The sequence below is a fragment of the Nostoc foliaceum FACHB-393 genome, from assembly GCF_014698505.1.
Classification (GTDB): domain Bacteria; phylum Cyanobacteriota; class Cyanobacteriia; order Cyanobacteriales; family Nostocaceae; genus Nostoc; species Nostoc foliaceum_A.
In genome coordinates this window covers 1-17,655 of record NZ_JACJTD010000097.1, presented here as the reverse complement: position 1 = coordinate 17,655, position 17,655 = coordinate 1, and the positions used below count along the sequence as shown (strand labels likewise).

18 protein-coding genes and 3 pseudogenes are annotated in these 17,655 nt (G+C 39.3%); 8 read left to right on the top strand and 13 right to left on the bottom strand.

Features of this window, described 5'->3' with window-relative positions; all coding sequences use genetic code 11:
* Window positions 1-646 precede the first annotated feature (646 nt).
* A complete protein-coding gene (locus tag H6G92_RS35430; protein ID WP_190901162.1) occupies window positions 647-1,234 on the bottom strand; it encodes an IS607 family transposase in 588 nt (195 codons plus the stop codon).
* Window positions 1,235-1,419: 185 nt separating this feature from the next.
* Complete coding sequence (locus H6G92_RS35425; RefSeq protein ID WP_313890047.1) at window positions 1,420-1,899, bottom strand: response regulator; 480 nt, start codon at window positions 1,897-1,899, stop codon at window positions 1,420-1,422.
* A gap of 513 nt (window positions 1,900-2,412) precedes the next feature.
* Between H6G92_RS35425 and H6G92_RS35420 the strand changes: the two genes are divergently transcribed.
* Both H6G92_RS35420 and H6G92_RS35415 read left to right on the top strand, forming a co-directional pair.
* On the top strand, window positions 2,413-2,907 hold the full coding sequence (locus tag H6G92_RS35420) for a GUN4 domain-containing protein (RefSeq protein ID WP_190901159.1): 495 nt from the start codon (window positions 2,413-2,415) through the stop codon (window positions 2,905-2,907).
* Window positions 2,908-3,198: 291 nt separating this feature from the next.
* Window positions 3,199-3,780, top strand: a complete 582-nt coding sequence (locus H6G92_RS35415; RefSeq protein ID WP_190901157.1) for an LOG family protein — start codon at window positions 3,199-3,201, stop codon at window positions 3,778-3,780.
* Between the two features lie 493 nt (window positions 3,781-4,273).
* Here the strand turns inward: H6G92_RS35415 and H6G92_RS35410 are convergent, their stop codons facing one another.
* Window positions 4,274-4,426, bottom strand: coding sequence for a CopG family transcriptional regulator (locus H6G92_RS35410; RefSeq protein ID WP_069069721.1), 153 nt, complete (start codon window positions 4,424-4,426; stop codon window positions 4,274-4,276).
* A gap of 315 nt (window positions 4,427-4,741) precedes the next feature.
* Here H6G92_RS35410 and H6G92_RS35405 point away from each other — a divergent pair, with 315 nt between their 5' ends.
* The gene (locus H6G92_RS35405; protein ID WP_190901155.1) at window positions 4,742-5,362 is read left to right on the top strand and encodes a winged helix-turn-helix domain-containing protein; all 621 of its coding nucleotides are present in this window, start codon (window positions 4,742-4,744) and stop codon (window positions 5,360-5,362) included.
* Between the two features lie 112 nt (window positions 5,363-5,474).
* On the opposite strand, the pseudogene H6G92_RS39985 reads toward H6G92_RS35405, so the two are convergent.
* Window positions 5,475-5,855 (bottom strand): annotated as a pseudogene (locus H6G92_RS39985) (DUF6009 family protein).
* 877 nt (window positions 5,856-6,732) lie between these two features.
* Here H6G92_RS39985 and H6G92_RS35395 point away from each other — a divergent pair.
* Complete coding sequence (locus tag H6G92_RS35395) at window positions 6,733-7,158, top strand: HNH endonuclease (RefSeq protein ID WP_242059449.1); 426 nt, start codon at window positions 6,733-6,735, stop codon at window positions 7,156-7,158.
* A 347-nt stretch (window positions 7,159-7,505) separates the two neighbouring features.
* Here the strand turns inward: H6G92_RS35395 and H6G92_RS35390 are convergent, their stop codons facing one another.
* The 4 genes and pseudogenes from H6G92_RS35390 to H6G92_RS35375 all read right to left on the bottom strand — a co-directional run bounded on the left by H6G92_RS35390 (window position 7,506) and on the right by H6G92_RS35375 (window position 9,790).
* Window positions 7,506-8,339, bottom strand: coding sequence for a hypothetical protein (locus H6G92_RS35390; protein ID WP_190901151.1), 834 nt, complete (start codon window positions 8,337-8,339; stop codon window positions 7,506-7,508).
* A 329-nt stretch (window positions 8,340-8,668) separates the two neighbouring features.
* Window positions 8,669-8,764, bottom strand: a pseudogene (locus H6G92_RS35385) (IS5/IS1182 family transposase); the annotation flags it as partial.
* Window positions 8,765-9,210: 446 nt separating this feature from the next.
* A complete protein-coding gene (locus H6G92_RS35380; protein WP_190901149.1) occupies window positions 9,211-9,354 on the bottom strand; it encodes a hypothetical protein in 144 nt (47 codons plus the stop codon).
* Between the two features lie 139 nt (window positions 9,355-9,493).
* On the bottom strand, window positions 9,494-9,790 hold the full coding sequence (locus H6G92_RS35375; RefSeq protein ID WP_190901147.1) for a hypothetical protein: 297 nt from the start codon (window positions 9,788-9,790) through the stop codon (window positions 9,494-9,496).
* A 490-nt stretch (window positions 9,791-10,280) separates the two neighbouring features.
* On the opposite strand from H6G92_RS35375, the gene H6G92_RS35370 reads away from it, so the two are divergent.
* Window positions 10,281-11,228: a hypothetical protein gene (locus tag H6G92_RS35370; RefSeq protein WP_190901145.1), complete on the top strand. Its 948-nt coding sequence runs from the start codon at window positions 10,281-10,283 to the stop codon at window positions 11,226-11,228.
* Between the two features lie 52 nt (window positions 11,229-11,280).
* Here H6G92_RS35370 and H6G92_RS35365 read toward each other — a convergent pair.
* Window positions 11,281-11,535: pseudogene (locus H6G92_RS35365) on the bottom strand (ATP-binding protein); the annotation flags it as partial.
* 130 nt (window positions 11,536-11,665) lie between these two features.
* Here H6G92_RS35365 and H6G92_RS35360 point away from each other — a divergent pair.
* Both H6G92_RS35360 and H6G92_RS35355 read left to right on the top strand, forming a co-directional pair.
* Window positions 11,666-12,136 carry a PAS domain-containing protein gene (locus H6G92_RS35360; RefSeq protein ID WP_190901143.1) on the top strand — a complete coding sequence of 157 codons (471 nt, stop codon included), beginning with the start codon at window positions 11,666-11,668 and terminating at the stop codon, window positions 12,134-12,136.
* Window positions 12,137-12,219: 83 nt separating this feature from the next.
* Window positions 12,220-12,384, top strand: a complete 165-nt coding sequence (locus H6G92_RS35355) for a CopG family transcriptional regulator (protein WP_190901141.1) — start codon at window positions 12,220-12,222, stop codon at window positions 12,382-12,384.
* A 128-nt stretch (window positions 12,385-12,512) separates the two neighbouring features.
* On the opposite strand, the gene H6G92_RS35350 is transcribed toward H6G92_RS35355, so the two are convergent.
* The 4 genes from H6G92_RS35350 to H6G92_RS35335 form a co-directional block, all read right to left on the bottom strand.
* Window positions 12,513-12,653, bottom strand: a complete 141-nt coding sequence (locus tag H6G92_RS35350; RefSeq protein WP_190901139.1) for a RepB family protein — start codon at window positions 12,651-12,653, stop codon at window positions 12,513-12,515.
* A 1,208-nt stretch (window positions 12,654-13,861) separates the two neighbouring features.
* Window positions 13,862-16,318: a relaxase/mobilization nuclease domain-containing protein gene (locus H6G92_RS35345; protein WP_190901137.1), complete on the bottom strand. Its 2,457-nt coding sequence runs from the start codon at window positions 16,316-16,318 to the stop codon at window positions 13,862-13,864.
* The gene (locus tag H6G92_RS35340) at window positions 16,296-16,748 is read right to left on the bottom strand and encodes a plasmid mobilization protein (protein WP_190901135.1); all 453 of its coding nucleotides are present in this window, start codon (window positions 16,746-16,748) and stop codon (window positions 16,296-16,298) included. The genes H6G92_RS35345 and H6G92_RS35340 overlap by 23 nt, the downstream gene beginning before the upstream one ends.
* A gap of 61 nt (window positions 16,749-16,809) precedes the next feature.
* Window positions 16,810-17,085: a hypothetical protein gene (locus H6G92_RS35335; RefSeq protein WP_190901133.1), complete on the bottom strand. Its 276-nt coding sequence runs from the start codon at window positions 17,083-17,085 to the stop codon at window positions 16,810-16,812.
* Between the two features lie 212 nt (window positions 17,086-17,297).
* Here H6G92_RS35335 and H6G92_RS35330 point away from each other — a divergent pair.
* Window positions 17,298-17,655, top strand: a 358-nt coding sequence (locus H6G92_RS35330; RefSeq protein WP_190901130.1) for a hypothetical protein, incomplete at its 3' end; no start/stop codon positions are given.

Sequence of the window (17,655 nt, the reverse complement as noted above, 5' to 3'; positions counted from 1 at the left end):
CATTTGCAGTTCACTTGAGCCTAGTTGCAATTAATCTGAGCCGAAGTGCTTTTCTATTTGCAAATAATGTGAGCCAGAAATTACCTTGTTTGCGAGCCAGAGCATTTATAATTGCGAGCCGCAACAATTACTTGGAGGCAGCACCCTAAGTTAATAATCAAATTCTTAGCTCATTGCTTATCAGAACTGTTATTATGATCCGGTTTATTTTTGGCATAAATCGCGTGAGCCAGTAGATTTTTACTGCCTCGTGTGTTTTTGTAAAATCGTTGATCTGAGGAATAAAAATGTATTTTTTTTACAAAAAACTTTAATGTTATTCCATGATTAAAACGAATACGGTTGATTGGTAGGCTAATACCGGAGGTACTGTTTCCACGATTGCAGAGCGTACATTTGATCATCTAGTCGCATCAAACCTTAATCTGTGGTGAATCAGCCGTTAACAGAGCGCACTTATCCACTGCAATTGCAAAACCTTTTCATTTATCTCGCCTGACGGATACTCAAACCCGCTGATGGGATTTTGGTTTTATTAAAGCAGATATTTAGGAGAAACGTTTCTATTTAATAGAGCGACGATGATTAGGAGATATCGTCGACAGTCCCTACAAGCTGCTAACCACTTTTCCACACGGCATGAAGTTCAAGACTTAGGTAAATTCGGATCTTCTTTGATTGCGGATTTGTATTTTTTAAGCCCGTAAAGTCGATAGCTAAAGACGTGAACAATGGCAATGATATCCTCGACCAATTCTCGCTCAGGACTAAGGTTGTCTTGGTTGAGAACCATGATCCTTACACCGTCTTGCTCAAGGAGCCATTGTATGAGGTCAAACCCAAAACGGGCAAGTCTGTCTTTGTGGGCAACTACAACAGATTTGACATTGCCTTTACGGACTTGCTGGAAAAGGATTCTAAGTCCCGGTCTTTTGAAGTTGAGTCCACTGGCAATGTCTGAGATGACTAATGCTCTGGGGTAAAGTTCAAGAAGGACTGCAATCTGTTTATCAAGGTCAGCTTGTTGCCCGCGACTTGAAACACGGGCATAAGCGATAATTGACCGTTCAGTTCTTTGATTTGATAATCCCGTATAAGACGCGATGTCATATCTTCTTTGTCCTGATGGAGTTCTGATTGTCTGTATTTTTCCTTGTTTTTCCCACCTCCTAAGTGTGTGAAGAGATACCCCTAAGTACTCAGATGTTTCCTTTGGAGTACTATATTTTGGCATAAAAGTCTTGCCAACTATACTGTTATTAACAGTAGAATAACAGTATAGTTGGTAGAAGCGATCGCCCGTCACCTCCGACCTGCCGAGCCACTACAGCACCTTAAAGAGCTTCAGCTTGCGGCTACCGAGGGCTGGCTTTCGTCTTCTGCTGAAGTAGAGGGGCTGATTGGGTGTAAGCCAAGGATTCAAAAGGGCGAACAGCAGTTTACTCGTGGGTCGTTCTGTGGACTGCTATGACTTTTTAGTAATAGCAATTTTGCTACTTCTGTTATTAGCTGCTTCTGTGAGCAAGGCTTTTGAAGATAAGTTTGAAACCCAGATGCCAAAGCTTTTGAGCGCGTCTTGCCTTCAGCACAACCACTAAAAGCAATCGCTGGAATTTCTCTAGTTTTGAACTGCGGAAGTTTTCTGAGTTTCTGTATCAAAAAATACCCATCCTCTTCTGGCATAGCAATGTCACTAATTAAAAGATCCACCCGAAACTGTTTAAGGACTTCAAATGCTGTTGAAGCATTGGATGCCGTCATCACCCGAAATCCATAGCTTTCAAGAATATAGGTAGTTAAGAGCAGAAAATCATTTGTATCATCTACTACAAGAATTGTCATTCCTTTGAAGATATCTATATCATCTTCAGGATACGCATCACAATAACTTTCTGCCACGATAAATTGGCCTCCTTAGTTGCCAACTCAATTACGGAGGAAGTCCTACTAGTGGCTAGCGCTAACTAGCTACCTAGTGGGCACTATTAATTGTTTGTAAATTAGCAACTCAATTACGGAGGAAGTCCTACTAGTGGCTAGCGCTAACTAGCTACCTAGTGGGCACTATTAATTGTTTGTAAATTAGCAAAACAATTTATTAAATCAAGTTTCTCTACCCTGAGTCTTATTCCTTTAGACTGAGAAATTGGGTGTGAATTAAGGAAGTTAGTATTTACTTTTACAAGAGTCCTCATTCTTTGTACCCTCACTTGATTTTTATCAAGTCGGGAAATAGTAGTTAGGCGACATCGGGGCAAAAGTAAAGGCTGTAAGGCATTCAGCCCCAGATTAGCCCAACGCGTGATCGCGGTCTTTGGCGGTAAAAGGAGTTTAAACGACATCGAGCTAAAAACGGATACAGTCAAGCATTCAGCGCCAGATTAACTGGCAATAGTATTAATAATCCCCAAAATGAATAATCAAAAATTAAGTAATGTAGATTATACAAAATTGCAGAATTTACTAGCAGCAGGGCAATGGCAACAAGCAGATGAAGAAACGATGGATTTAATGCTTGAGGTGATTAATATAGATGGAGTTGATCAAGACATATTAGATAATGACCATGTGAAATACTTTCCTTGTGCTGACTTGAAAATGCTCGACCAACTTTGGGTTAAATACAGCAATGGGCGGTTTGGTTTCAGTGTCCAAAAGCGTATTTGGGAAAGTGTAGGTGGTAATCCTAATGCTGATTATGAGACTATTTTCAGTTTCGGTGAGCGTGTGGGCTGGAGAGCAAAACACAAGTGGATAAGTTTTGAGGATGTCATCTTTGACCTAGAAGCACCAGAGGGACATCTTCCGTTTGGTGTCAGGCGTTTTGCCGCAGTAGTTACTCCTGCTGTTTTTGCTGTGATTTATTGCCTGACATTAGCTCTGTCCAGATGTAAGATTTCAGGGTAAGCCCTGTAGCGTCAGAGTTCCATCTTGGGGTACAGCTGGGATACCGATGCCGTTGGCGAATGTAATACATACTTGTATTTGAAAGTATTATGTAAGCTCAAACCTTCAATCTGCCGTTGCAGCTTTTAGTTGTAACACTTTTGTTTATGCGTTTGTAACACTTTCGCCAACAGTATCGCCTGCTCATTTCACCCCATTGTCACGACATTGAACTAGAGAGGTAAGAAAATTAAGTTTATTACTACCCCTTGTTGCTAAACTGCTTGAGATGTTGGCTAAAGAGCAAAATCGATGAAGAGTATTTGTGTCTATTGCGGCTCTAATTTTGGCGCTCGCCATAGTTATCTTGAGGCTGCAAAAAGTCTAGGTACTGAGATGGCAGAGCGCAGCATTACCCTTGTTTATGGCGGGGGAAACGTAGGTCTAATGGGGGCTGTAGCTGATTCTGTGCTAGCTGCTGGAGGAAAAGTGATTGGAGTAATTCCGCAAGCCTTAGTCGATAAAGAGATTGCCCACACTGGATTAAGCGATCTTCGAGTTGTTGGCTCCATGCACGAACGTAAATCACTCATGGCTGATCTGGCTGATGCATTTATTGCACTACCAGGTGGATTAGGAACATTAGAGGAGTTTTGTGAAGTTGCAACTTGGACTCAACTTGGATTTCATAGAAAAGCCTGTGGGCTGTTGAACATTGAGGGGTTTTATAATGAGCTGCTTTCTTTTCTCAATCACGCGACCCAAGAGGAGTTTATCCGCCCTGAACACAGAAGCATTGTTTTAACAGGGGATGACCCGGTGGAATTAATTGAAAAGTTGAGTCGATTTGAAGTCCCTACAGTGCATAAGTGGATTGACCGCGAGCAACAGTAGCGCCGCTTTTACACAGTCTGGGTTTCTCAGTAATTTCAAGTTAAATTAATCACAAGCTTATCTCCGGTTGGTTGTGATTTGAAGAGAGAACTAAAGCATAGATTTAGATTTATGGACTTTTATAATAGGCTCTAAATTTATTAATGATATTTCTAAAAGTAAGAATTAAAAGTAAGAAAAAATTTCGTTTTTTTGACTTTTATAGTTGCAGATAATTCTGGCTCAAATGAAATTATAGTTGCAGATAATCCTGGCTGAGAAATGTCTTGATTGCAGGTCTGAGCGATTAGCATGATTGGGGTGATTTGTAAAATTTTGACTCAAAGAGCGATTCTGTTCCATTAAGTATTATCTGGCGAACGCTAACTAAAAACATTGCAGCAAACATCGTTCCAGTTATTAATAAATTACTGAAATCAATTGATTACACTTGGCTGCTCACCGCGATAAATCGTCTCTAAGGCGCTTATTAAGTTCCATCTCTTCTTTGATTTTATTCTTTTTTGTCTACCTCAAGAGAACGGATTAATTCTCGAATTACATCGGTTGCTGGCCTTCCTGTGCTTGCACAGTATTGTTCAAGTTTCTGTGCTTCACCTGATGTCAGATTTACTGTGAGCCGTTTAACGGCCCATTTTTTATTCATAATTTATTCTTACGAATATCTGAAATAGACTCATCCGTCGTTTATATTGCAGTTTCAAAAGCAGAGTAGCAAGCAATTATCAATCAAACAAGAGATATAAAACAGATATAAAACAGATATAAAACAGCGGCTAAAAGCTCTCTTCTAATAGTTTGACGACATCCCTGTAAGGGAGGAAGCAGCACCATAAAGCGCGGTGGCGTACCCGGCCGCAAGAGCGCGATCTGACGGCTGATGCTGGTGGATGCAGTTGCTAATTATAAGTGAGAGCGTGTATGCTGTTACACAAACTGTCTGCCAGTCAGACCGCCGACTATGACCAAACTCGACCGAGTGCCAGTAGCACAGCTCCCGGATAAGTACGGGATTGTTAAATCCGTCCTCTACGATCGCATCAATCGGTTAGGCATCAAGCCAACCAAAATCGGTAATAAGTCTTATGTCAGTGGAGAGCAGTTAGAGCTGCTTGACCAGCTAGATGCCCACATGAAAGCGGGTGGCAGCATGGCGGACTTTGCCGACCAATACGCAAGTCATGAAGGCGGTCAGTCAGAGAATTTTGATTCTGGCATAGAGTCTGCCAGTCAGTCTGACGGTCAGTTAACAGTCGCCGGACTAACCGCCAGTCAGTTCGGCCAACTTTCGCAAGTGATTGAAGGGTTAGTGACACGGCTGATTCCCGCCATTGTCCGCCAGCTTCCTCTCTTGGCGACCGCGACTGATCCAGTCGCCCATTTAAGGGCATTGGAAGAAGCATATAAAAATGGTTGGGTACTCAGCACTCGTGAACTGGCGACTTTACTAAAATTGTCTCCCTCTACAGTTTGTAGGTACGGTTCAAAGTTTGAAGACGCTGGTTTTGTGTTTACCAGGGCAGGACAAAGGAAGGGGGGAGAAGTGGCTTGGTCAGTTGGAAAACAGAGAAAATCTAAATAAGCATTAATTATGGTCGTCGAACAAATTACTCGTGCTTATAAAAAAACTGGCGTTGCTGATTTCGAGTACTTTGTTCATCCTTCACTAAAAGCACTGTGCTGATTTATCTTGATTAGTCAACGTCTTGTGACAATGTTCCGTTCCAAGCTCTTGTTGTTATCTGCCCTAGAACTTTTGGAAAAACAGTTAATGGATCTATAGCTTCTATTGGACATCCTTGCTTATAAACTCCATCAGGCTCGTAAAAGCGATCATGCTTTGCAAGCCAAAATATTCACCGAGCAAAACACCCACTTCTACCAGTGTTAGGAGCGTTGTCTTCTAGTTCTGCATAGCCAATGATCTGATAGGTTTGATATTTAACCTTTCCCTTTCTTCTACTGCAACAAGTATTAAAATACTCTCTAACATAAGGAATAGCATCGATATTGCTTAACCAAACAATCTTTGATTCAAACTGAATATCCGAGGGAGTTTGAGATTTTACACTCATAGTAAAACTTCCTTGTGTAGCAATGCAGCTTTTAGCATTATAGGTATTACCGTGCCAAGAAGGGAAAATTCTACGCGCAAGGCTTCAAGATGTGCCCAGCAAGCATCTTACAAATTGTTTTTCTACAGCACCCGTGAGCCGCTGTTTACCCTCATTTGATTGGTGCAGAGTACATACTCTGCGCTAATAAACCTATTGCATATAAAAAACCCTGGAGAAATGCCAACTCTATCGAGATTGCAATTTATCTAGGGTTGTAAAGTATATCTTTATGTCTCGTAAAAACGTAAACTTAGTATTCCCAAAAATTTTGGGATTTGAACATTACTTACATAGATGTGATCTTCAGGGGGTCTGCCGAAATCAACCACAAAGTATATGCTCTACTCTCTACCATCTAAATGGAATTTACACGATTGTCGGCTCAATGCCAAAAAAGCGATCACGTTAGATCAATATATATAGTCACTAATTACACGTAATGGCTCTTACGTGTAATAGGCAATTAAAACTGGTTCTACCTCAGCCATAAGGCATTAGCTCTTGTAAAAATTTCCTCATCAGCACTTGGCACGGGTCTATAAATAAGTGCCAGCCTCTTTAGTGTAGAAAAATTAGCTTCTGTACACCCATCTGTTCTATTTGTGTCACCAGTAGGGGTATATCATCCATCAGATTTGATAAAAGAGGCGGAAAACTATAAACAAGATTAATCATTCGCTTTGTTCGCTTAAAGTTTATGCGAACAAAGCTTTTTTGTCCAAAGTCAAAATTATTTAAAATGAAACTGCTTTGAGCCGAAAAATTTATTTTTTATTTACAAAGTTCAAACAAACTGTATATCATCTCTTCATCGGCATCAGCCTAACCTATACCATTGCTGCGTTCTCTGGTATTAAATGCTGTATTGCTTACCCCGCATCCTTTACAGCTTTTCTTAGTGCCATTCAATAAAGAACCCAAACTTAACCGCCATCAAACGGATGCTTTAATAGATAAAGCATTCCCAGCAGTACCATATTCAGAAAACAAACACATCATGGTTAAGGGGAATGTCTCCCCATTTAATGGTGACATTGTTTACTGGAGTAAAAGAGAATCCAAACACTACGATGGGATAACAGCCAAAGTTTTAATCAAGCAAGACCATAAGTGTGGGTATTGCGGTCTTCGGTTCATAGACGGTGAAGATATACACCTCCATCACATTGATGGCAACCACAATAACTGGAAATCCCAAAATATGATGGCAGTACATCAATCCTGTCACCAATATATCCACATGAGCAAAAGGGATACTTAAGATTGTCGGGAGCCGGATACACGGAAACGGGTACGTCCGGTTCTAAATGGGAGGGGCGGGAGATAATACTCCCCCTCGACCTAACTGAACCCCATTATTACTTGCAGATAGGTAAGCTAAACTCATAACTTATAGAAGACTATTTGCTTGATAGTTGAAGCTTACTAGCTTGGCGAAAATAGTTTTATTTAACCTAGGTATGATTTTTAAGTAATAAAAGTAAATTTATATTAAAGGTAGATGTATTCTTAATCACAGTGCAGAGATTAAAATTACTCCATAATCTTGATTTTTCGGTGATTGGGTTTTAGGGTAACGCTCGAATCAGTTCCCAAATTACATATGTTTCAAGAGTAACGAAGTTGCAGAATTAATCGTGGTTTCATCGCAGGTGGCTTAACACGGTGCAAACATAAGGGATTTTCAATAAACCCATATCCCGACTTACCGAGTATCGATGATTTGAGTTGTTGAGGGAAGTATTTATCAAGGGTATTTTCACGGATGCTACTGGGCTTGAAAAGGAGTTGCCAAGGTAGATTTTTATGACTCCCAGAAATAAACTGGTGAGGCCCTTCCTGATCATTATTGACATCAGTGAGATAGAAATTAAAAGTTAGTGATTCTTCACCGACAACATCGTAGTGCCATCTAGCAGCAGGATAATTTTGTTGTATGAAATGTTCACTTTCGGGTACGACAAGACTCCAAGTTAGATGTTGGGTAATATTAGTTGGTTCATATCCTAAAAATTTCGTAGCAATTTCAATTGCCTTGTAGTTAAATTTCACCTCATCTATGGCTCGGCATTTGTGGGTGTTAGTTACTAATCCACGATATATGTAATTTGATTTGGGCAAATTATTATACAAGAGTGCATAAAATATTTTATCAGTTTTTGGTTCTATACATTCGTTATCAATAGCAAAATTAAATATTTCATCGACTAGGTTTTGATTGAGATAAAAACCTTGGTATAAAGAAGTATTATTAATTTGCTCAAGACAGTGTTTTGTATTTATATCTTCAAAAAAAATATTGCTGAATTGTACCTTATAGGTTTTAGGTATTTTTTTGATTTTACTGCGGATGCCACGAAACCAAGAGAATCTACCAAGTTTAGTGATTAGCCGATTAGGTACTCTTTTTGAATAGTCGGTTGAAGCGTTAATATTTACCATTATTTGGGACTCACTCTTACTTTTAGGAAATAATTTAGAATACTTTTGCCATGCCAGTGTCATTGCAGATACCACAAGTATCGGATACAGAGATGTTATCAATGATGGTAAGGTTGTTTACTCTCAGGATGCCAAAGGGTATCTGCTGAGGTATATGCAAAATAAAATATGTGAGCAACTAAGTATAAAGCAATTAAGGTGATTTTATCAAGCTAGTTCTTTGATAATTATTTCTAAAGATTATCTGGAGGTCACGCCAGAGCAGAAACGGAAAGCGGTTTCTGTGATTGGGCTTAGAGGGTGTTTGAAAAGTTTTGAGGGGTCAAATTTTATGCTAATCGCCTCACCATGATCCGGATCATGGCAAGGTAGATAAACGTCTCCGATGTTTCCGGCAATAACTCATAGTCTCTGACCAATCGCCGACACCCCAACAGCCTCAAGCAGCCTTTTAAGATGAAATAGCCCTGGAATTTATCTATCTTAGGGATTATTTTTAAAACGGATTATAGCAAGTATGATGCTATTAACAAATTATTTGCTCCCAAAGGAGGTTTCTAAGTTTTAAGAATTAACTCTTTTTTTAAGAGTTAAAGCAACATTTGAATATGAAATCACGGCGTCGCTGAGTGGAAACATGAATTTGTATTACGCACAGTAAGACACTTGCGTGGAGGATAGGTATCCCGAATTAAGAAAAGTGTCCGTCACACAGAGTCGCAGATAGTAAAAGTTGAGAAGAATTTATTTTTGAGTTTTATATCCTAATTCAGCAACGCCAACGTCTTTCTTAAATACAGATCAAGCCCAGAGGATAAGTAGAACTCTTGACTAAAGTTTTACTTAGAGGTTGTTTGAAAAGTCTAATTTATTACTCGCCTTGGCGACTAGAAGTCGCGGCTACACAGACAAAACCCATCTGCGTGGGTTCAAGCCCTTGTTTTTGCGTTAGTCCGCGCAGGCGGACTTGGTTGGTGTAGTAGCGAATTATATTCGCCCAAAACTTTTCAAACATCCTCTTAGCTACTGAGTTTAATTTTATCCTCTAGAATTCAGATTCATTCAAAAAGTAAGTATTTTTCGGCTTATTGGCTTATTAGTTTTTTAACTAAAAACTATTGATAAGTACCAAGACAGCATTAATTACATATTGTTTATTTACCAATTCTTTGCCAGTCAAGGATTTCAGTCCAGATTTTGTGTAATTGGTATTGAGCCGAGATACAAGTAAAAAGCAGCAAGATGGTCTGGAAAGCCTTGCTGTATATAAGTTGGAGCGTTTTTGAAGCGAAAGTAGGATTTTGCCTGAAGATACTTGCAGTCTGAGGGTCAATAATTGCTTTTCGCCTACCAAAGAGAATTATAAATACTCTGTGGTAGGAGGCTAATGCTTGGGGCTGTAATCCATTACCTGCAAGAGTTTCAGGGGTTGTACTGCGAAAGATATTCATCGTTCAACCTGTAAAACCTGTAAATAAAATTAATAAAAACTCTAGTTCTTGTAGCGATAGATACCCAAGATTTACGCTATAGAGCCAATTTTACTTAAAAATGCCTGAACCCTATACATAGCAAGAGTTTCCAGACCATCTTGCTGCTTTTTACTTGTATCTCGGCTCAATACCTAATTAATTTTGTCCAATTACTTAGCTTCGTTTTTTAATTCTCATATCTATTAATCTTTAGCGATCCACTTTTATTTCTGATACCTTGCGTGGCGTAGCCATACTTACTTGCAGAGATAAGAAATAGTAAACAAGGAATAGATATGAGGTGTAAGTAGGTGTTGAGAAATTTACAACTATGTCATTGCGAATGTAAAGAAGTGGAGTGAAGCAATCGCAAGATTTTCAGCGTTTTTACTTTTCGTTACATAGTTATGTTTATTTATGCCTACCTACTTACCTACTGAATTTTTTAAAAATCAAATAGGAGTTTTATATGTTAAAACAATTAGCTCGAAGGTTTCCACTGCTGTACGATATTCTTTACGAAAACTATAAAGGTTTAACTAAAAACCCAAAATGGTTGTTAATGCGAAAAGTTGCTAGATTTCGTTTAGGACGAGCTGTCAGAGAATTTTTATTTGAACTTATAAATCCATCAAACGAGTACTCAATAAATGAAAGTTCTACTATTTTCCCAGATGTTGACGTAGATGAAGTAGTTAACAGTCTGAAAACAGATGGTTTTTATTTAGGTATTAATCTTCCTGAAGAAATACTGCAAGAAATAGTTATATTTGCTCATTCTCATCCTTGCTATGGTAATCGCAAAACGAACTTAGGTTTTTACTATCATCAAAAGGAATTAGCAGAAAGCTATTATAGTCAAGAACTGAAATTAGCTGGTTATTTCAACGCTGCTTCGCTCTGTCCTGCTATAAAACAATTACAAAATGACCCGAAGTTATTAGCAATAGCATTTAAGTATTTAAAGCATAAGCCTGTACATCAATCAACTTTATTGTGGTGGAGTTTTTCAGGGGAAACTACAGAGCAACAAAAAAAACGAACATTTCAAATGTTTCACTATGACCTAGATGACTATCGCTTTTTTAAATTTTTCTTTTATTTGACTGATGTTGATGTGTATAGTGGACCTCACGTCTGCGTGCAAGGAAGCCATAAGAAAAAGAAAATTTCATATTTGTTAGTAGCTAAATCAGAAACAGACGAGGAAATTATCAACTATTATGGAGAAAAATCATTAGTAACTATTTATGGAAAAGCAGGCTTTGGTTTTGCAGAAAATACGTTCTGCTTTCATAAAGGTATAACTCCAATCAATCGAGACCGCCTGATGTTACAACTAGAGTTTGGTACAGTTGATTACGGTATGCAAGATGATATACGAGAACCTTCACTATTACAAGTAATGAATGAATAATATCAATTTTAATTGGGTATGAAATATTAGGCATGGAGTAAAAACTTTTAGACTATTGACTCAGAACTCTCATCGGCTGGACTGGCATCCATACGGTAAAAATTGAGCCAATTTCCACAGTGGATTCTACTTCAATTCGACCCCGATGCAGTTCTATAAGTTGTTTAGTTAAAGCTAAGCCGAGTCCAGTACCTTTGTAGCGGCGGCGGTAGGGTGTATCGAGTTGCTGGAATTTTTCAAACAGTAGTGGTAATTTTTCTTCGGGAATGCCAATTCCAGTGTCTTCTACTTGAAAGATCGCTGAGTTAAAAGTATCCTCAATGATGGATTATCGCCTTATATCTAAATGAAACTATACGACATCACCGAGCGCGAGCAGGCGAAATTGCTTTTAGAACGTCTCAATATGGAGCTTGAACGTTCAGATATAAGAGCGAATGGTAATAGAACGTTTCCCTTTAACGATTAGCCTTGATAGTGATGAATTAACTATGCAATTCGATGAGCGGCTTATTAGTTTGCGGGCTAACGGACAATCTGCTGAAGTGATGAAAATTAACCAAGAACTTCAGCAAGTCATCGAAGAACTCCAGGTGATGTCCGAGGAACTGCGCCAACAAAATGAACAGATAACTGTTGCTTATGAAATAGCCCAATTGGAGCGCCAGCGTTATCAAGACTTGTTTGAGTTTGCTTCGGATGGTTACTTAATGACCAATACAGCAGGGATTATCGTAGAGGCTAACCATGCAGCAGCAACCTTGTTCTTTGTACACCAAAATTATTTGGTAGGCAAACCATTAGTAGTATTTATTGCTCGGCCAGACCGTCGTGAATTTATCACACGACTGAATAATTTACAACATCTAGATGAGTGGGAAATTAACATATTTATCTCTCCTGTTTGATTGATATTTGCTTGCTACTGTGCTTTTGGAACTGCAATATAATTTACGTAAGAGTCTATTTCAGATATTGGTAAGAAGAAATTATGAATAAAAAATGGGCCGTTAAACGACTCACAGTAAATCTGACATCAGGTGAAGCGGAGAAACTTGAACAATACTGTGCAAGCACAGGAAGACCAGCAACCGATGTAGTTCGAGAATTACTCCGTTCTCTTGAGGTAGACAAAAAGAAATTATCTGACATTTAGCATTAATATTAACCAGTTTCCGTTGCTCATAGTCGCAGTACCTTGGTAGAGATTGAACAATAATATTCATCCCTGTAAACGATGAGACGGGGCAGTGATTTTTTTTAATTTGATTGTAATAAATCTAGCTAATCAGGTAATTTCCGAATTAGCTCTTGAATCACATCGTTTGTTTTTTTACCCTTTTCTTTACAGTACTTTTCAAGTCTGTTTACTTCGTCTTGTGCGAGGTCGATATCAATTTTCTTGTGGGTAGATTTTTTACTCATGTGTCACCAAATACTTGTAATACTTATCTTCGTACCATTTAGGTACGAAGATAAGGGAACTTTTGGTCATTTATTCTTCTTCTACACACAGGAATGAAATAACGTTGTTTTCTGCCGATCGATCCCAGCTAAAACTTGCGTGCCATTCCTCTATTACCCTACAAACCTTTAATAGGTTGGTATCTTGATCCGCAAGCGGATCAAGATTTGAAACACAGCATTAACCTCAACGCCGCTTTGATCTGTATATGGCTTGGTTTTAGTAACGGAAAAATTTTGGTCGTTAGTGAGGCATCGGAATGAACTGTCCCATTTACGACGCTTGGCTGAACACCACTCAGAAGTCTGCAATAGCGGGAATTCGTTGTTTGTGTTTGGGACTGTCCCATTTATGGTTCAATTTGCGACAGTTAAACGTTTATAAACGAGCATAGGACTAGAAAAAAGATGACTTCTAAAAGCCTAGCGTTATAAGCTTCTCAGCCTTAACGACCAAAAATTTTCCTTTGCTAAAACTAAGCCTACATGCCTAAAGATGTAGATTAGCTCTGGATATTCAGATTCATTGTTTTCGAATGCATAATGTTATTATTGTATAAAACAGTATCATTATCTTTACTGCTTTAGCTGTATATCTAAAGGAGTAAATCCAACGCAGTAAGTAAAGAATTTAGATATGTTTTATACAAGCAGACTGAACATAGAATACTAAAGCGGTTTTGAAGTGCCTTCATTTGATTTGAAATTGACACAGCGTCATAAAGAAGTAAGCTTCGCCAACGAGATAGCGCGTACTCTGTTTAGGCTAAGGGTGATTTGGTGTATTCATAATGATTATTCCCATGTCTAGAAAATCTATGCTTTCTTGAAAAGAATGATGCATTTATTCGCTGAAATGGATAACTGTTGATTTAGTCAAATAATTAGTCAATTAACTAATTACTAAATATATAAAATAACTTTTTTAACAAAATGCAAATCTGTTGTTTGAACTTGATAATTGCATCCACATTAGTAACTGGGCTGTGTTGTATTGTATGGGACGGACTATCCATAAGATTCCCAAAATCCAAGCAACTCTTAACTTTTAGGCGACGAAGCGGAGTGTCTGCCGCTGCCTGCAACAATTTGGGTGGCTCAAGATAGGATTTGTGGTAGTGGCAGACACCGGCAATTTGAGCTTGCTAGGTTTTGAGTTGCGCCATCACCTAGAGAGACATCCCTTTACTTTGTCTTCTTTCTTGTCGCTCTGCTTCTTCTCTTATTTGTTGCAATACACACTCTGCTTTTTGCCAAAGCTGAATATCTTCTATTTCTACTGACCCAATATGAATAGGTGAATACTCAAGCTCACCTTCTCGGTTTCGGTTGACTGCCACTCGGAAAATCTCACCTCGTTCATCATGGGTAAATACCAGTTCTCTATCCTGCTTCTCCAGAGTGGCACGTTTGAATCTAAGGCTATTTGAGCCAGTTTCTCTTAATTGCCAGTTGATTAATTTAACAGCAATAGGCACAGCCATAGCTAATAATTCCTCTTTAGTACGCTGCTTTTGGTCAAGTGACTGTTCTGGTTCTGACTTTTGAGTTGCCAGTTGATTGCTAGCGATAAGTACCAATTCTCTAGCTTCATCAATAGTCCATCCAGCTGGACTAGCTTTGAGAATTTCTTCAACATCTTGGGGTGGTTTATCATCTAATAGCGCCCGTATAGCAATTTTTTTATCTCGGTCCGTCACTAATAAGTTTTGCAAGTCGGCGCTGTAATACTTATATAACTCGGCTGTTTGTTCTTCTTTTAGCTTTGGTTTATCTGTGGTTATAGTTGGAGTTTGATTAAGAGCAATTGCGTCTACTGGTTTTTGCGATCTATGGAGTTGATCCAAATAAACAATCGTTGCTTCCAGGTCGTCGAATATGCTTCTTCCGGCTGATAGCTGCTGCTGATTTTGAGAAAGTTGTTGTGTTAATTCTAATACTGTTTGGGTTAAGGCAGATTCAACAGTCGATTGCTCAATATAATCAGAAATTGATAAGATAGCTTTCTTCTCTGTATGGGATTGTAACTTAGTCGCAAGCACTGCATCCAGGTCATTAAATGTAGCTTTAGCTGTAACGAGTTGCTCTTTGTATTGAGAAAGTTGTTGCGTTAATTCTAATACTGCTTCAGTTAAGGCTGACTCGACAGTTGATTGCTCAATATAATCAGAGATTGATAAGATAGCTTTCTTCTCTGTATGGGATTGTAACTCTTGAGTAATCGCCGATGATAGGTCATCGAATGCGGTTCTACCTGCTGATAACTGCTGGTTATATTGAGAGAGTTGTTCTGCTAATTGTGGTAACGTTTCAACCAAGACATCATCAACTGCTGACTGCTCAATAAAATTAGCAATTGCATCCACTGCTCTTTGTGATATAAGCCGTTGCTCCACATCAGCAATTGCAGCTAATAGGTCGTCGAATGCGGTTCTACCTGCTGATAACTGCTGGTTATATTGAGAGAGTTGTTCTGTTAACTGTGACAATGTTTCAATCAAAGTTGACTCAACTACTGACTGTTCAATAAAGTCAGAGATTGTATTTATTAGTTCTGAAATTGCTCGTTGTTCTGCATCTGATTTAGCTGGATTTAGCTGGGATTTATTTTCGGCTATAGCTTGAGCTTTTTTCGGTGAGATGGTTGTTATTAGTTGTTGATTAGCTTGGTTGTTATCTACAGATTCTAAGAAATTATTTAAACGTTTAATTTCACTATCGTCCCGTTTTGAGTCATAATTTATCCCAAATTCGGTCTGAAGCTTTGTAAATGAACACTTATATTTATTGAGATTACCTCCCTGTTTCCAGAGCAAACGGGGGCTACCATCTTCATTAACTGAGCCGACATTAATGCCAAACTTGATACCCCTTACCCCACCGTGACCGTAATAACTGACGATGGATTTGACTTGATGCTCTCTCCATAAGCGCTCAATTAACTGGGGCATTGTGGGTTTATCTGCTGCCACTTGCTCAATCGCCCGTCGCATTATTTCTTCGCCTGGAAGTCCCAAACTCTCGACTCGTTCCAGTTGATTCCGAGTCATAGCCTTTTGCTTACTTTCCCAACTACTTTGGACTGGGGTTAGCTGAAATTCTCGCTCTAGTAGTCGGGCGGAGTGTTCCGAATGGGCGTAATTATTCCAAGTGCGAATAGACTTACCATCTAGGTTATTAACTCTAGATGCAACAATGTGGGTGTGGTCGTGTTCTTTATCAGAGTGCCGCGCTATAAAGAAGTCATAAGCTGGTAGTTCAGTTTCTATAAAGTCATCAACTAGCTGTCTTAGTTTGGTATCTGATATTCTTTTTTCTGGTTGTTTAACTTGGGATTCATCACCTTGAAGCCGCGACAACACAATGACATTCGCCAAATGACGTTGGGACAGATTAGCTAATTCGTCATCATTGAGAGTTCTGTCAGTCTTAGGTACACTAAGCATTAAGTGATAGCATGGGTCTTTTAGCTGCGGGTTAAGATGGGCTGATAAGGTAAACTGCTCTACCAGTTCATTGGTACTTCTCCCGTACATATTCCCGCCAATAATTTTGGCTTTCTCTTTCTCAAGCACATATTTAGTAGTGCCACGAAATGATTTGTTAGCTTTGATTTTGGTAATCATTGCGCTGCACCCCTACTGTAGGTTGAGTAAGTGATTGGCGAGTTTGTTCTAAAAGTGCTGTCAATTCTTCAAGAGTTTTCAGATATGATTTCACCTCCGCCGTCAACGGTTGACTACCAATTTTCACAGCTTCGTTAATAGCCCTAGTCTGCTGATTCAGGTTGTTACCAATCTTCTTTAACTCATAGATAGCTTGTCGGTTAATTTCGGAAATGACTAATTTAGGATGTGGTAGAGGGTAGTCAAATAATCTCGCTCTTATATAGTCACTTTGCACCACTCCACTGCATCGCTGCTCAAGCCTCGCTTTTTCAGCATAGCTAGCCCTAAACGTGATGGTTACTTCTCGCTTCTCATCTGGTGCTACTGACCGATTGGTTAATGTGTCAGCTAGTTGATTACTAAGATTGGTGCGGGGGTCTGGCTGCATAACTAGTTAAGCGTTTATTTATCTACTTCTTCATTTTCAACCGGGTTATTCGCTGTAGCTGCTACGGCGCGGAGCGCCGAGCAGGTAGGCGGATAACCCGGAACTCTCTTGACTTATTCACCCCTTGAGAAGAACGGTTTTCGGGGGTTTGGGGGACACCCCCAACAAGCAACCACGCCGCTTTTACCGAAGGTAAAAGTAGCACGTAGTGCGTTACGGCGTATTGCTTGCCTATACCCCCACGACAGGACTGGGGTAACGAGAGCCAAGGGGCACAACGAGAGACTGGGAGAGTACGAGACTTTGGCGAACCACGATTAACTCTGTGCAACAACAAGAGTGTAACCGAGGGCAGGGTCTATTTAACAATGCTGCCAACACCCTTTGATATCAGAGTGTTGATTCATGGGTAACTGCTTTTTTAAACTAGTCTACCTCACGAGGATACAAACCCTTTTTTGTTGATATTCGTCACATCACGACAAGAAACTTAAACTTTTTCTGACCGCGAGTTTTTTACAATGAAGTGATTTGTTATTACTGGTGGCTATGTCTCGCAAACCGAAAGCTGTTCCTTTATCAAAAATAGAAGATATTCAAACCAGTCTTAAACAGAAAGCGGCAACTCCTAAGACTATCAGCCTGTCTGATTTAGTCCTCAGTTTGGCTAAACCTATTCAAGATATGTTAGACGCTGGCTACTCTTATGAAGATGTTTCTGATGTGTTTAAAGGTCATGGGGTAGAACTAGCGGCCAGTGGTCTGAAGATTTTTCATAAAAAAGCTTTGACAACGAGTGCTAATACATCTGGTGAGAATTCGCTTAGTTCATCATCAGATTTAAATTCGGAATCATCTGAACAATCGACCTCACAAGAGATTTCTAATGCTGATGGGTCGTCTAGTT